General features: G+C 69.7%; 14 protein-coding genes. 9 read left to right on the top strand and 5 right to left on the bottom strand.

Annotated features, from left to right (window positions below):
• Positions 1-34: 34 nt before the first annotated feature.
• Positions 35-1,522 carry a tRNA (N6-isopentenyl adenosine(37)-C2)-methylthiotransferase MiaB gene (gene miaB, locus AB0K36_RS06140; protein ID WP_364588967.1) on the bottom strand — a complete coding sequence of 496 codons (1,488 nt, stop codon included), beginning with the start codon at positions 1,520-1,522 and terminating at the stop codon, positions 35-37.
• Between the two features lie 98 nt (positions 1,523-1,620).
• On the opposite strand from miaB, the gene AB0K36_RS06135 reads away from it, so the two are divergent.
• Entirely contained in the window at positions 1,621-2,628 is a 1,008-nt protein-coding gene (locus AB0K36_RS06135; RefSeq protein WP_364588964.1) for a TAXI family TRAP transporter solute-binding subunit, read from the top strand.
• 46 nt (positions 2,629-2,674) lie between these two features.
• Here the strand turns inward: AB0K36_RS06135 and AB0K36_RS06130 are convergent, their stop codons facing one another.
• Positions 2,675-4,072: a sensor histidine kinase gene (locus AB0K36_RS06130; protein ID WP_364588961.1), complete on the bottom strand. Its 1,398-nt coding sequence runs from the start codon at positions 4,070-4,072 to the stop codon at positions 2,675-2,677.
• 14 nt (positions 4,073-4,086) lie between these two features.
• Positions 4,087-4,794, bottom strand: coding sequence for a response regulator transcription factor (locus tag AB0K36_RS06125; RefSeq protein ID WP_364588958.1), 708 nt, complete (start codon positions 4,792-4,794; stop codon positions 4,087-4,089).
• Between the two features lie 301 nt (positions 4,795-5,095).
• On the opposite strand from AB0K36_RS06125, the gene AB0K36_RS06120 reads away from it, so the two are divergent.
• The 8 genes from AB0K36_RS06120 to AB0K36_RS06085 all read left to right on the top strand — a co-directional run bounded on the left by AB0K36_RS06120 (position 5,096) and on the right by AB0K36_RS06085 (position 11,508).
• Complete coding sequence (locus tag AB0K36_RS06120) at positions 5,096-5,878, top strand: amino acid ABC transporter ATP-binding protein (protein WP_159686208.1); 783 nt, start codon at positions 5,096-5,098, stop codon at positions 5,876-5,878.
• A 73-nt stretch (positions 5,879-5,951) separates the two neighbouring features.
• Positions 5,952-6,797, top strand: coding sequence for a glutamate ABC transporter substrate-binding protein (locus AB0K36_RS06115; protein WP_364588955.1), 846 nt, complete (start codon positions 5,952-5,954; stop codon positions 6,795-6,797).
• A gap of 74 nt (positions 6,798-6,871) precedes the next feature.
• Complete coding sequence (locus AB0K36_RS06110; protein ID WP_189474629.1) at positions 6,872-7,540, top strand: amino acid ABC transporter permease; 669 nt, start codon at positions 6,872-6,874, stop codon at positions 7,538-7,540.
• The gene (locus AB0K36_RS06105) at positions 7,537-8,442 is read left to right on the top strand and encodes an amino acid ABC transporter permease (protein ID WP_364588952.1); all 906 of its coding nucleotides are present in this window, start codon (positions 7,537-7,539) and stop codon (positions 8,440-8,442) included. Before AB0K36_RS06110 ends, AB0K36_RS06105 begins: the two co-directional genes overlap by 4 nt.
• 175 nt (positions 8,443-8,617) lie before the next feature.
• On the top strand, positions 8,618-10,339 hold the full coding sequence (locus tag AB0K36_RS06100; protein WP_364588949.1) for an FAD-dependent monooxygenase: 1,722 nt from the start codon (positions 8,618-8,620) through the stop codon (positions 10,337-10,339).
• 32 nt (positions 10,340-10,371) lie between these two features.
• Positions 10,372-10,458 carry a putative leader peptide gene (locus AB0K36_RS06095; protein WP_312845644.1) on the top strand — a complete coding sequence of 29 codons (87 nt, stop codon included), beginning with the start codon at positions 10,372-10,374 and terminating at the stop codon, positions 10,456-10,458.
• A gap of 133 nt (positions 10,459-10,591) precedes the next feature.
• Positions 10,592-11,125, top strand: coding sequence for a cupin domain-containing protein (locus AB0K36_RS06090; RefSeq protein WP_364589273.1), 534 nt, complete (start codon positions 10,592-10,594; stop codon positions 11,123-11,125).
• On the top strand, positions 11,122-11,508 hold the full coding sequence (locus AB0K36_RS06085) for a rhodanese-like domain-containing protein (protein ID WP_364588946.1): 387 nt from the start codon (positions 11,122-11,124) through the stop codon (positions 11,506-11,508). Before AB0K36_RS06090 ends, AB0K36_RS06085 begins: the two co-directional genes overlap by 4 nt.
• Before the next feature lie 70 nt (positions 11,509-11,578).
• Here the strand turns inward: AB0K36_RS06085 and recX are convergent, their stop codons facing one another.
• Together recX and recA are read right to left on the bottom strand one after the other, a co-directional pair.
• Positions 11,579-12,151 carry a recombination regulator RecX gene (recX, locus tag AB0K36_RS06080; RefSeq protein WP_307708616.1) on the bottom strand — a complete coding sequence of 191 codons (573 nt, stop codon included), beginning with the start codon at positions 12,149-12,151 and terminating at the stop codon, positions 11,579-11,581.
• Positions 12,152-12,154: 3 nt separating this feature from the next.
• Positions 12,155-13,285, bottom strand: coding sequence for a recombinase RecA (gene recA, locus AB0K36_RS06075; RefSeq protein ID WP_364588943.1), 1,131 nt, complete (start codon positions 13,283-13,285; stop codon positions 12,155-12,157).
• Positions 13,286-13,393 lie beyond the last annotated feature (108 nt).

Raw genomic sequence — 13,393 nt, 5'->3', positions numbered from 1 at the left:
GACCCGTCGCCTGCCGTCGCCCAGCAGGTCGTCGTCAGCCCGCCGCGCAACCGCCCGTCGCCGGCGGCAGCGGCGCGGGGACGCCCAGCGAGGGCAGGCCAAGCATCACACCGGCCGGCTTCGCGGCCTCCGCCCCGTTGCGCTTCTCCCACGCGTCTCCCGAGCGGGTGCGGCGCACGGATGTCACCGCGCCCTCCGCCAGGAGGTGGTGCGGGGCGGCGTAGGTGATCTCGACGGTGACCACGTCGCCGGGGCGCACTTCGGCGTCCGGCTTGGTGAAGTGGACGAGGCGGTTGTCTGGGGCCCGGCCGGAGAGCCGGTGGGTCGCCCCGTCCTTGCGGCCCTCGCCTTCCGCGACCATCACCTCGAGCGTGCGGCCGACCTGCTTCTTGTTCTCCTCCCAGGAGATCTCCTCCTGGAGGGCGACCAGACGCATGTACCGCTCCTGGACGACCTCCTTGGGGATCTGCCCGTCCATGGTCGCCGCCGGGGTCCCGGGGCGCTTGGAGTACTGGAAGGTGAAGGCGTTCGCGAAGCGGGCCTCACGCACGGTGTGCATGGTCTGCTCGAAGTCCTCCTCGGTCTCGCCGGGGAAGCCCACGATGATGTCGGTGGAGATGGCGGCGTGCGGAATGGCCGCGCGCACCTTCTCGATGATGCCGAGGAAGCGCTCCTGCCGGTACGAGCGGCGCATCGCCTTGAGGACCGTGTCCGAACCCGACTGCAGCGGCATGTGCAGCTGCGGCATCACGTTCGGCGTCTCGGCCATGGCGGCGATCACGTCGTCCGTGAAGTCGCGCGGGTGGGGCGAGGTGAACCGGACCCGCTCGAGGCCTTCGATGTTGCCGCACGCGCGCAGCAGCTTGCTGAAGGCCTCACGGTCGCCGATGTCGGACCCGTAGGCGTTGACGTTCTGGCCGAGCAGGGTGATCTCGCTGACGCCCTCCGCGACGAGTGCCTCGATCTCGGCGAGGATGTCGCCGGGCCGCCGGTCCTTCTCCTTGCCGCGCAGCGCGGGCACGATGCAGAAGGTGCAGGTGTTGTTGCAGCCGACGGAGATCGAGACCCAGGCCGCGTACGCCGACTCGCGGCGCGTCGGCAGCGTGGAGGGGAACGCCTCGAGCGATTCCGCGATCTCGACCTGTGCCTCTTCCTGGACACGGGCGCGCTCGAGGAGCACCGGAAGCTTTCCGATGTTGTGCGTACCGAAGACGACGTCCACCCACGGCGCCTTGGTGACGATGGTGTCGCGGTCCTTCTGCGCCAGGCAGCCGCCCACGGCGATCTGCATCCCGGGCCGCCGCGACTTCATCGGGGCGAGCCGGCCGAGATTGCCGTAGAGCTTGTTGTCCGCGTTCTCCCGCACCGCGCAGGTGTTGAAGACGACGACATCGGCGTCCCCGTCGGCGCCTTCGGGCGCGCGTACGTATCCCGCGTCCTCCAGCAGGCCCGACAGCCGCTCGGAGTCGTGGACGTTCATCTGGCACCCGTAGGTGCGCACCTCGTAAGTTTTCGCACTCATCGCGCCCACCAGGGTACGGGGTCGTACCGACAGTGCGACCCCTCCTCCGGCAAGGCCGGGCCTGGCCATCACAAGGAGTGAGCTGGCAGGATCGCGCCATGCTCCCGGCACTTCCCGTCCTCTCCCGCCTCGGCCGCCGCCGCGCCCTTCAGGGCGCCGCCGCTGCCCTGGTGGTCCTCGGGCTGCTGCTGTGGTGGCTGCTGCCGTTCGGCCAGTCGTCGCCGAGCGGGAAGCTGACGCTGAGCACGGGGTCGCACAGCGGTGTCTACCAGCGCTACGGCGTGCTTCTGAAGGACGCGCTGGCCCGTGACATGCCGGACGTGGCGATAGACCTGCGCACCAGCGAAGGGTCCCAGCAGAACCTCGAGCGGGTGGCGTCCGGGGAGGCCGACTTCACCATCGCCACCGCCGACGCCGTCGCGAAGTACAAGCGGGAAGGGCTGGCGGGCGCCGCCCGCCTCCGGGGCTGCGCCCGGCTGTACGACGACTACGTCCAGCTCGTGGTGCCCCGGGACTCGCCGGTCAGGTCGGTGGCCGACCTGCGCGGCAAGGTGGTCGGCGTGGGTCAGGACGGCTCGGGCATCCGGCTGGTAGCCGACCGGCTGATGAAGGCCGCCGGGATCGATCCCGCACAGGACATCACCGCGCTCCCGTCGGGCATCAACGTGGCTCCTGGCCAGTTGGAGAAGGGCCGCATCGACGCGTTCTTCTGGTCCGGCGGGCTGCCCACCAACACGGTGCAGAAGCTGTCGGAGCGCTTCCCGGTCCGGCTGGTCGCACTGGAGCCGGAACTGGTGTCGAAGCTCCATGCGTCGGGCGACCCGACCAGCTACTACCGCTCCGCCGTGATGCCGCCCGACGCCTACCCGCAGGCCCAGGGCGGACTGCCCGTCGAAACCATCGCGGTGGCCAATCTGCTGGTGACCACCGACCGGATGAGCGCGGCGCAGACGGAAGGCTTCACCCGCACGGTGATCAGGAGCCGGGACCGCATCGGCAACACCGTGCACCCCGCCCAGCTGGTCGACCTGCGGACCGCCGTCTACACGGACCCGCTGCCGCTGCACGAAGGCGCGCGGCGCTACTACCGCTCGGTCAAGCCGTAGCGGCGGCTCCAGGGACCTGTCCGCTGCCGCCGGTCGACCGGTGGTCTCAGGCGTCCTGCGCGTGGGTCCGCGGCAGCGTGAGCGTCACCTTCAGGCCGTGCGGCTCGTGGTGCGCGTACGCGATGGACCCCCCGCCGGCCGCCAGCAGCGCCCTCGAGATGGACAGGCCGAGGCCGGAGCCCTTCACGTTCTGATGTCGGCCGCTGCGCCAGAAGCGGTCGCCGATCCGGGAGAGCTCCTCGTCGGTCAGGCCCGGGCCGCGGTCGGTGATCACGATGGTCGACGTGTTGCCCTGCGCCGCGACCTCGACGGTGACCTCCTCACCCTGCGGGGTGAACTTCAGGGCGTTGTCGATCACCGCGTCGAGCGCGCTGGAGAGCGCCACCGGATCCGCCCAGGCGGTGACAGCGGCCGTCTCGTAGGACAGCACCACCCGCTTCTCGTCGGCGAGCGGCCGCCAGGCGGCCACCCGCTCGGCGGTCAGCTCACCGATGTCGGTGAGCTGGAGCTCCGCGGAGGCGTGCTCGGCGAGCGCCAGGTCCAGCAGGTCGTCGAGGACCTGGGCGAGGCGTTTGCCCTCGGTGCGGACGGAGGCGATCTCGGGGTTCCCCTCGGGAAGTTCGAGGGCGAGCAGTTCGATACGCAGCAGGAGGGCGGCGAGCGGGTTGCGTAGCTGGTGGGAGGCGTCCGCGACGAAGGCCCGCTGCTGTTCGAGGACTTCCTCGACGTTGTCGGCCATCTCGTTGAACGAGCGCGCCAGCCGTCTGAGTTCCGGCGGCCCCCCGGCGGCCGCGACCCGCGAGTTCATCCGGCCGGTCGCGATGTCGTGGGTGGCGGCGTCCAGGATCCGTACGGGCCGCAGCACCCATCCGGTCAGCCGGAAGGCCGCGCCGACGGCCACGAGCATCGCGGCGGACTCACCGGCGACGATCAGCAGCCAGCCGCGCAGGACCCGCGAGCGCAGTTGGTCGGTGGGCGAGTCGGTGAACACGACGGCGACGACGTCCCCGTCCCGTACGACGGGCGAGGCGACGACGAGCCGTTCGCCGCGCTGCCAGGGCCACACCTGCGGCGGGTCGTCGCTGCGCCGGCCGGTGAGCGCCTCCTGGAACGCCTCGCGGCCCTCACCCTCGCCCGGCACGTACCAGTCGTGCGGGGCGCGGGCCATGGAGGCGCCGCTGCGGTAGAAGACGCCTGCCTTGATCCCGTACGTGTCGTGGTACCGGTCGAGCTGCTCCTGCAGCGTGGACCGCCGCTCGTCCGGGGCGGATCCCTGGTCGGTGACGAACTGGGCCAGCGCCGCGAAACGCACGGTGTCGTCGATCCGGTCGACGACCACGCCCTGTTGCTGCGCCGCTGCGACGCTCACCGCCAGCGGAAAGCCGAGCGCCAGCAGCACACCGGCCATGAGCACGATGAGGAGCGGAAGAAGTCGGGTACGCACCGGCGCGAGGGGCCTTACGCCCCGGCGGGCGCGACGAGCCGGTAGCCGACGCCCCGCACCGTCTCGATCAGGGCCGGCATCCGGAGTTTCGAGCGCAGCGACGCGACGTGCACCTCGAGCGTGCGGCCGGTGCCCTCCCAGCTGGTCCGCCAGACCTCGCTGATGATCTGCTCACGCCGGAAGACCACTCCCGGGCGCTGGGCGAGCAGCGCCAGCAGGTCGAACTCCTTGCGGGTGAGCTGCACGTCCGCCCCGTCGACGCTGACCCTGCGGGTGGGCAGCTCGATGGTGACCGGCCCGAGCCGCAGCGCCTCGTCGGAGGCGGACGCACCGGCGTCGTCACCGGCGGTGGTGCGCCGGCTGACCGCGTGGATCCGGGCGAGGAGCTCCCCCGTGTCGTACGGCTTGACCACGTAGTCGTCGGCGCCGAGGTTGAGTCCGTGGATCCGCGAGCGGACGTCCGAGCGCGCGGTCACCATGATCACGGGCGTGGACGTGAGCTTCCTGAGCTTGCCGCACACCTGGTAGCCGTCCTGATCGGGGAGGCCGAGGTCCAGCAGGACGACCCCGAAGGGCGGCTTGGCCGGGTCGGTGGCGGGCAGGACGGCGCGGAGGGCCTCCTCGCCGTTGCGGGCGTGGACCACCTCGAAGCCGTGCCTGGCGAGCACCGCAGACAGGGCGGCGGCGACATGGTCGTCGTCCTCGACGAGCAGCAGTCTCATGGCCCCCCTCCGGTCGTGTGGTGTTCGTGGCGCGGTCGTGTGCTGTTGATCGTGCGGTGTTGTACGAATGGTTCGCGACACACCACAGGGCATCAACGCGGATGTCACGGCGCACAGTCAAGAGGCTTCCGGGTACCTGACGGTTCCGTTATCCACCCGGTATCGCAGTGGACCACCCTGTTCACGCATAGTGTCCGGATGAGGCCGGATCGTTATGCTCAATTTCCCCTCAGATGTAATGACGCTGGTCGCAGTGGGTGACTAGGGTCCTCCCAACCGAGGAGGACGGAGCAAGAAGCCGATGAGCGGAGTGTCAGTGACCAAGGACGCCGAGGACGCGGTGCCCACGGCCGATCTGGTCGTGCTGAGCAACGTGAACAAGCACTTCGGCGCGCTGCATGTGCTCCAGGACATCGACCTGACCATCGCCAGGGGCGAGGTCGTGGTCGTCATCGGACCCTCCGGGTCCGGAAAGTCCACGCTGTGCCGCACCATCAACCGCCTGGAGACGATCGACTCCGGCGCGATCTCGATCGACGGCAAGCCGCTGCCGCACGAGGGCAAGGAGCTCGCCCGGCTGCGCGCCGACGTGGGCATGGTCTTCCAGTCGTTCAACCTCTTCGCGCACAAGACCGTGCTGGAGAACGTGACGCTGGGCCAGATCAAGGTACGCAAGGCCGACAAGAAGGCGGCGGAGACCAAGGCGCGGGCCCTGCTGGACCGAGTGGGCGTCGGTGCGCAGGCCGACAAGTACCCGGCGCAGCTCTCCGGTGGCCAGCAGCAGCGTGTGGCGATCGCGCGTGCGCTGGCGATGGACCCGAAGGTGATGCTCTTCGACGAGCCGACGTCGGCGCTCGACCCCGAGATGATCAACGAGGTTCTCGAGGTCATGCAGCAGCTGGCACGTGACGGGATGACAATGGTGGTCGTCACACATGAGATGGGCTTCGCCCGCTCGGCCGCGAACCGGGTCGTGTTCATGGCCGACGGCAAGATCGTGGAAGAGGCATCGCCCGAGGAATTCTTCAGCAACCCGCGCAGCGACCGGGCCAAGGACTTCCTGTCGAAGATCCTTCACCACTGAGTCCTGGATCGGCTGATCCAGCACATCGCGTCTGTTTCCAATACCTCGCGTCAACTCTAGGGAAGTCACCATCATGAAGCTTCGTAAGGTCACCGCCGCTTCGGCCACCGTTCTCGCGCTCGCCCTGTCCGCCACGGCCTGCGGCTCCGACAGCAAGGAGAGCGGCAGCGGCTCCGGCGAGGGCGGCGGCAAGAAGATCACGGTCGGCATCAAGTACGACCAGCCGGGCCTCGGCCTGAAGACCCCTGACGGCAAGTTCACCGGCTTCGACGTCGACGTCGCCACGTATGTCGCCAAGGAGCTCGGTTACGACGAGGGTGACATCGAGTTCAAGGAGACGAAGAGCGCCGACCGCGAGACCGCGCTCGCCCGCGGCGACGTCGACTTCATCGCCGCCACGTACTCGATCACCGACGAGCGCAAGCAGAAGGTCGACTTCGCCGGCCCGTACCTGCTTGCGCACCAGGACCTGCTGCTTCGCGCCGACGACAACATCGCCAAGGGCGACGACCTCAACGGCAAGAAGCTCTGCTCGGTCACCGGTTCCACGTCCGCGCAGAACGTGAAGAAGGACTTCGCGCCGAAGGCCCAGCTGAAGCAGTACGGCACGTACTCCCAGTGCCTCAGCGCCCTCCAGAGCGGCCAGGTCGACGCGCTGACCACGGACGACTCGATCCTCGCGGGCTACGCCTCGCAGGAGCAGTACAAGGGCAAGTTCAAGCTCGCCGGCCTCAAGCTGAGCAACGAGAACTACGGCATCGGCGTCAAGAAGGGCGACAAGGAGATGGTCGACAAGATCAACGCCGCCCTCAAGAAGATGGTGCAGGACAAGGCCTGGGACGAGGCTGTGAAGGCCAACTTCGGCCCGGCCAACTACAAGAACGAGCCCGCCCCGGAGATCGGCAACATCGTCAAGTGAAGCAGGGCTGACGAGGCGCGCCGCCGCCGACGGCGGCGCGCCGGGCCCTCCCACACGCGGAAGCGCGGGAGATCGTGTTCGACTTTCTTGAAGGTTACGACTTGCTCGGGGCGTTCTGGATGACGGTGAAGCTCACCGTCCTCTCCGGAATCGGCTCCTTGGTGCTCGGCACCGTCCTCGCAGGGATGCGAGTGAGCCCGGTGCCCTTGATGCGCGGATTCGGCACGGTCTACGTGAACGTGGTCCGGAACATCCCTCTGACCGTGATCATCGTCTTCTCCTCGGTCGGTCTCGCCGATGTCTTCGGCATGACCCTGGGCGCGGCCGACGACTTCGACGCACTGGCGTTCCGGCTGGCGATCCTCGGGCTCTCCGCCTACACCGCGGCCTTCGTCTGCGAAGCAGTACGCTCCGGCATCAACACAGTGCCGGTCGGGCAGGCGGAGGCGGCACGCGCCATCGGGCTGAGCTTCACCCAGGTCCTGATGACCATCGTGCTTCCGCAGGCCTTCCGCTCGGTCATCGCGCCGCTGACCAATGTGCTGATCGCCCTCACCAAGAACACCACGGTCGCGGCGGCCATCGGTGTCGCCGAAGCGGCTCTGCTGATGAAGGAGATGATCGAGAACGAGGCACAGCTGTTCCTCATCACGGCAGTCTTCGCCTTCGGCTTCGTGGTTCTGACCCTTCCCACCGGCCTCATCCTCGGCTGGGTCGGCAAGCGCATGGCGGTGAAGCGATGACGTCCGTCCTCTACGACGCCCCCGGCCCCCGCGCCAAGCGTCGCAACATCATCTACACGGTCGCCTTCCTCGTCCTGCTGGTGCTGGGCATCTGGTGGGCCATGGGCGAGATGTCCGACAAGGGACAGCTCGAATGGTCGCTGTGGAAGCCGTTCACCGAGTCCGAGGCCTGGACGACCTATCTGCTGCCCGGACTCGGCAACACGATGAAGGCGGCGGCGCTCGCGATGATCATCGCCCTGCCGCTGGGCGCGATCTTCGGCATCGCCCGCCTCTCCGATCACCGCTGGATCAGGGTTCCGGCCGGCGTGGTCGTGGAGTTCTTCCGCGCCATCCCGGTCCTGATCCTGATGTTCTTCGCGAACGAGCTCTACGCGGGCTTCGACGGCATCAGCAGTGAAGTCCGCCCGCTGTACGCCGTGGTCACCGGTCTCGTGCTCTACAACGCGTCGGTCCTCGCGGAGGTCGTGCGCGCAGGCATCCTGTCGCTGCCCAAGGGACAGTCGGAGGCCGCGAAGGCGATCGGCCTGCGCAAGGGCCAGACGATGACGAGCGTTCTGCTGCCGCAGTCCGTCACCGCGATGCTGCCCGCGCTGGTCAGCCAACTCGTCGTCATCGTCAAGGACACCGCGCTCGGCGGCGCTCTGCTCGCCTACACCGAGCTGCTCAGCGCGCAGGGAACGCTGGCCGCGAACTACGCGAACACCATCCCGAGCTTCATCGTCGTCGCGTTGATCTTCATCATCGTCAACCTGATCCTCACCACGTTCGCCTCGTGGCTGGAGGGCAGGCTGCGCCGGGCCAAGAGGGGCACGGGCGCGGTGCTGGCCGCACCCGGCGGCGCCGAGGAGCCCGTCGCCGAGCCCGGCCTGGGTAAGACCGATGACGGACGCGGCGCCTGACGGTTCATCGGATGTTCGACCGCTGAGGGGCGGTGGCCTGCGGGCCACCGCCCCTCGCCGCGTCCCGGTGGCGCTTGACGCAGGCACCGGCAGTGGGTTGCATACGTTCTGTGATCGCGCACCGGGCTCCAACCGCACGTCCCCTCACGACCCTACGGGCCCGGGGAGTCACGCCGTGGACCCGGTGATCGTGGTCGGCGCGGGTCCGGTCGGACTGGCGCTGTCACTCGCCCTCGCGGCACAGGGCGTTCCCTCGGTCGTGCTTGACGAGGGGAACGGGAAGGACGAGCCGCGCCCGGCCCGCACGGTCGTACTCCGCCCCGACACGGCCGACCTCATGTCGCGGCTCGGCTGTGGAACCGTGCGTCACGAAGGCACCCGGTGGAGCGGCTGGCGCTCGATGCTGCGCAAGCAGGAACTGCGACAACTGCCCCTCGACGACGGCGGCGAGGACCTGCGCCGGGGCGACGACCGACACCACTGGGACAGGGACGACGCCTACCCCGGGGACGGACGCGACCGAGGCGACGGCGCATACCAGCGGGGCGACAGGGGCGCCGGAGCCGACGGGGGCCCCGCCGCCCCCCTCCACATCCCGCAGCACAGCCTCTCTCGCGGACTGCGCGAAGCCGCTGCGGAGCACCGGCTCGTACGGCTCGTGACCGACAGCCGCCTCGACTCGCTGGAACAGGACGCCGGCGGCGTCGGCGTGCACACCAGGGGGCCTGCCGCGACCTGGTGGCGGGGCAGTTATCTGGTGGGCTGCGACGGCGCGAGGTCCACGGTCCGCAAACTCCTCGGCATCCGTTTCCCCGGCCGCACGGCGGTGGAACGTCACGCCGTGGCGGCGTTGCGCACCGAACTGCCCTGGCCGGGCGAGGCGGTGCTGCACCGCCAGCCACCGTGGAGCTCGGGCGGCGACGAGATCACCGCACGCCCGCTGCCGGACGGCATGTGGCGACTGGACTGGCTGCTTCCGCCCCGCGGCGAGCTGGTGACGCCGGAGGCCCTCGTGGCCCGGGTCCGTGACACTCTGGCCGGCTGGTGCGGCGGCACGCCGCCGTACGAACTGCTCGACACCGGCGTCTACACCCTGCATCACCGCCTCGCCCGGCGCTGGCGCGTGGACCGGGCCTTCCTCGCGGGCGACGCGGCGCACCTGCTGGGAGCGATCGGCGCCCAGGGGCTCGACGAGGGTCTGCGTGACGTGGACAACCTCGCCTGGAAGCTGGCGCAGGCCTGGCATCACGGTGCGTCACAAACTCTGCTGGACAGTTATCAGGCCGAGCGGCGCACCGCCGTCGCCGCACGACTGCGCGCGGCCGACCAGTCACTGCCGATACTGCGCAGCGGCAGCGGGCTGCGCATGTACCTTCCCGGGGCGGCCCGGGGCCACGACGCGATGCTCACCGACGCGCATCTCGGGCGGGGGGCCCTCGGCGCGCCGCCCGTGTACACGCATTCGCCGCTCACACCGGAACCCACCGGTCCGCAGACACTGGCGGGCGCCGTACCGGGTTCCCCGGTCGCCGATGTGCGGGTGACGGCTCCCGACGGCACATGCGCCCGCTTGCGGGACCGGCTGTGCCAGGGGCGGCTGCTGGTCGTGCTGGTGGCGCCGGGCACCGGCGTGTGGGACCGGAGGCACTGGGCCGGCGCGGGCATCATGCCGCGGCTGGAAACAGCGGTGTCCGGCCTGCCGTCGCCGGCGGAACTGCTGGTGACGGAGAGCTATCCGGGCGCCTCCGCGCACACCGTGCTGCTCGTGCGGCCCGACGGGCATCTGGTGGCCGCGTTCGCCGGGGTGCGGCCGGCCGAGCTGTACGCCGCCGCGGACATCGCGAGAGGAGGGGCACCCGCCACGGCGGGCAGTGACCGCACTGCGGACATCGATTGATTCACGGTGTCCGGCATGGTGTACTCCCGAGCATGAACGACACCGATGTGCGCCTGTGGCGGAGGGTCCATATGGACCTCGTCCGCTACGCGGGCTGCGTGTGTCGGCCGTCCTGCTGAATTCGCCTTCCCTTCGCGCCGTGGCCTTAGACCCGTGCGCTCACCAGCGAACCCCAGGACGGTTTCCGTGTCCCACCTTGCTCCGCTCCCCCCTGTCCCGGCGCCTTCGGCTCCAGGATCCTCCGCCGGTCCCATTCCCCTCACCGGCTCCTGGCCCGCCCCGAACCCGACCGGCGCGCCGACCTCCGCAGAGCTGCTCGACTTCGTACGGCACGCCGCCGCCGACAAGGAACTGATCGCTTCGCTGCCTCTCGATCCCGAGGGGCGCACCTGGCTGCGGCTCGAAGGACCGCGCGGCAGCGAGGCGTGGCTCATCGGCTGGCCGCCCGGCACCGGCACCGGCTGGCACGACCACGCCGACTCCGTCGGGGCGTTCGCCACGGCGGAGGGCGTGCTGAAGGAGAACTCTCTCGCCGTACGGCTTCCCTCCGCCGGCTGGAAGACGCTCGAACTCGACGACGGTGTGGACCGCGAGCGGCACCTGGCCGCAGGCCGGTCCCGGGCCTTCGGTACGCACCATGTGCACGAGGTGCTCAACGAGTCGTCCGTCGAGCACGCCGTCTCGGTCCATGCCTACTACCCCCCGCTGCCGCTGATGAGGCGCTACAGCCGGTCGGGGGCCGTCCTCCGTCTCGAGCACGTCGAGCACCCCGAGGACTGGCAGTGAGCGGGCCTCCGGGGATCGACGAGTACCTGGAGCGGGTACGGCAAGGGCTCGAACGGATCGGTCCGCAAGAGGCCTTCGATGCGGCGGCAGACGGGGCGCTGCTGGTGGACATCCGCTACCAGGCGCTGCGCGAGCGCGACGGGCTGATCCCCGGTGCGCTGGTCGTGGAGCGCAATGAACTGGAATGGCGGCTGGACCCGCAGGGCAGTCATCGCCTCCCCCAGGCGATCGGCCACGACCTGCGGATCGTGGTGATCTGCAACGAGGGTTACGCCTCCTCCCTCGCCGCCCTGTCCCTGCACCAGTTGGGCCTACGGCGTGCGACCGACCTGGTCGGTGGTTTCCAGGCGTGGAAGTCGGCGGGACTGCCGGTCACCCGTTAGTCCAAGGCCGAGGGCGCGTCCCTGACCGGCCCGGACGCGTCCCTGGCCGGCCCGTCCGGTACGTCCGCGTCTAGTACCCCACGTCGTCCAGGTCCGCCGTGTCCTCGCCCTCTTCCTCCAAGGCACGCCTCACCACCCGCAGGGCCATGCCCTCCGAGTAGCCCTTGCGGGCCAGCATCCCGGCCAGCCGGCGGAGACGACGGTCACGCTCCAGTCCCCTGGTGGAACGCAACTTCCGAGCCACCAGCTCGCGGGCCGTCGCCTCCTCCTGGTCGGAGTCGAGCTGCCCCACAGCCTCGTCGATCAGCGCGGAATCCACGCCCTTGGTACGCAACTCCCGTGCCAGGGCACGCCGGGCGAGGCCCCGGCCGTGATGCCGGGACTCCACCCACGCGTCCGCGAAGGCGGCGTCGTTGATCAGCCCCACGTCCTCGAAGCGGGAGAGGACCTCCTCGGCCACTTCCGGGGGGATCTCGCGTTTGTGCAGCGCGTCCGCGAGCTGTTTGCGGGTGCGCGGGGTCCCGGTGAGCAGGCGCAGGCAGATGGCCCGCGCCCGCTCCGCCGGATCCTTGGGTGACAGCTCCTTCTCGGCCCTCGACGAGTCGGGGCTGTCACCCGGCCATTCGGTACGCCGGGCGGCCATGTGCTACCCCTTGGCCGCCGCCGTCTTGGCCGCCTTCGCCTTGGACGCGGGGGCGGGCACGGACTTCGCCGTGTCCTCGGCCGCAGCTGCTCCGGCCGCCGCGTCCGCACCGGGCTCCGCCGCCGGGGTGGTCTCCGGCCTGACGCCGACGCCGAGCTTCTCCTTGATCTTCTTCTCGATCTCGTTGGCGAGATCGGGGTTGTCCTTCAGGAAGTTACGGGCGTTCTCCTTGCCCTGGCCCAGCTGGTCGCCCTCGTACGTGTACCAGGCGCCGGCCTTGCGGACGAAGCCGTGCTCCACGCCCATGTCGATCAGACCGCCCTCGCGGCTGATGCCCTGGCCGTAGAGGATGTCGAACTCGGCCTGCTTGAAGGGCGGGGCGACCTTGTTCTTGACGACCTTGACGCGGGTGCGGTTGCCGACCGCGTCCGTGCCGTCCTTCAGGGTCTCGATGCGACGGATGTCCAGACGCACCGAGGCGTAGAACTTCAGCGCCCGGCCACCGGTCGTGGTCTCCGGAGAGCCGAACATCACACCGATCTTCTCGCGGAGCTGGTTGATGAAGATCGCGGTGGTCTTGGACTGGTTCAGCGCGCTGGTGATCTTCCGGAGCGCCTGGCTCATCAGCCGCGCCTGCAGACCGACGTGCGAGTCGCCCATCTCGCCCTCGATCTCCGCCTTGGGCACGAGGGCCGCGACGGAGTCGATGACGATCAGGTCGAGCGCGCCGGAGCGGACGAGCATGTCGACGATCTCGAGCGCCTGCTCGCCGTTGTCCGGCTGGGACAGGATCAGGTTGTCGATGTCGACGCCGAGCTTCTTGGCGTACTCCGGGTCGAGGGCGTGCTCCGCGTCCACGAAGGCCACCGCTCCGCCCGCCTTCTGGGCGTTGGCCACGGCGTGCAGCGTGAGGGTCGTCTTACCGGAGGATTCCGGTCCGTACACCTCCACCACACGCCCGCGCGGCAGGCCGCCGACGCCGAGGGCGACGTCGAGGGCGGTCGACCCGGTGGGGATGACCTCGATGGGCTCGTTCGGCCGCTCGCCCAGCCGCATCACGGCACCCTTGCCGAATTGGCGTTCAATCTGTGCGAGCGCGGCGTCGAGCGCCTTCTCGCGGTCGGTTCCTGCCATGGGTTCCACCCGATTTGCTTGTGTCGATCGCTTCACGTCAAAGACGCTAACCCCTGCCACTGACAATGGGCCCCGACGTCCGGCCGGCCTGTGGACAACTCGCGGGAG

This window comes from Streptomyces kurssanovii (assembly GCF_040677245.1).
Taxonomy (GTDB): domain Bacteria; phylum Actinomycetota; class Actinomycetes; order Streptomycetales; family Streptomycetaceae; genus Streptomyces; species Streptomyces kurssanovii.
This window is presented reverse-complemented; position numbering and strand designations above follow the sequence as displayed.

Bases quoted from the DNA above. Each gene is read 5' to 3' on its own strand.
- miaB (WP_364588967.1), bottom strand. From the start codon at position 1,522: ATGAGTGCGAAAACTTACGAGGTGCGCACCTACGGGTGCCAGATGAAC.
- AB0K36_RS06135 (WP_364588964.1), top strand. From the start codon at position 1,621: ATGCTCCCGGCACTTCCCGTCCTCTCCCGCCTCGGCCGCCGCCGCGCC.
- AB0K36_RS06125 (WP_364588958.1), bottom strand. From the start codon at position 4,794: ATGAGACTGCTGCTCGTCGAGGACGACGACCATGTCGCCGCCGCCCTG.
- AB0K36_RS06120 (WP_159686208.1), top strand. From the start codon at position 5,096: ATGAGCGGAGTGTCAGTGACCAAGGACGCCGAGGACGCGGTGCCCACG.
- AB0K36_RS06115 (WP_364588955.1), top strand. From the start codon at position 5,952: ATGAAGCTTCGTAAGGTCACCGCCGCTTCGGCCACCGTTCTCGCGCTC.
- AB0K36_RS06105 (WP_364588952.1), top strand. From the start codon at position 7,537: ATGACGTCCGTCCTCTACGACGCCCCCGGCCCCCGCGCCAAGCGTCGC.
- AB0K36_RS06095 (WP_312845644.1), top strand. From the start codon at position 10,372: ATGAACGACACCGATGTGCGCCTGTGGCGGAGGGTCCATATGGACCTC.
- recX (WP_307708616.1), bottom strand. From the start codon at position 12,151: ATGGCCGCCCGGCGTACCGAATGGCCGGGTGACAGCCCCGACTCGTCG.
- recA (WP_364588943.1), bottom strand. From the start codon at position 13,285: ATGGCAGGAACCGACCGCGAGAAGGCGCTCGACGCCGCGCTCGCACAG.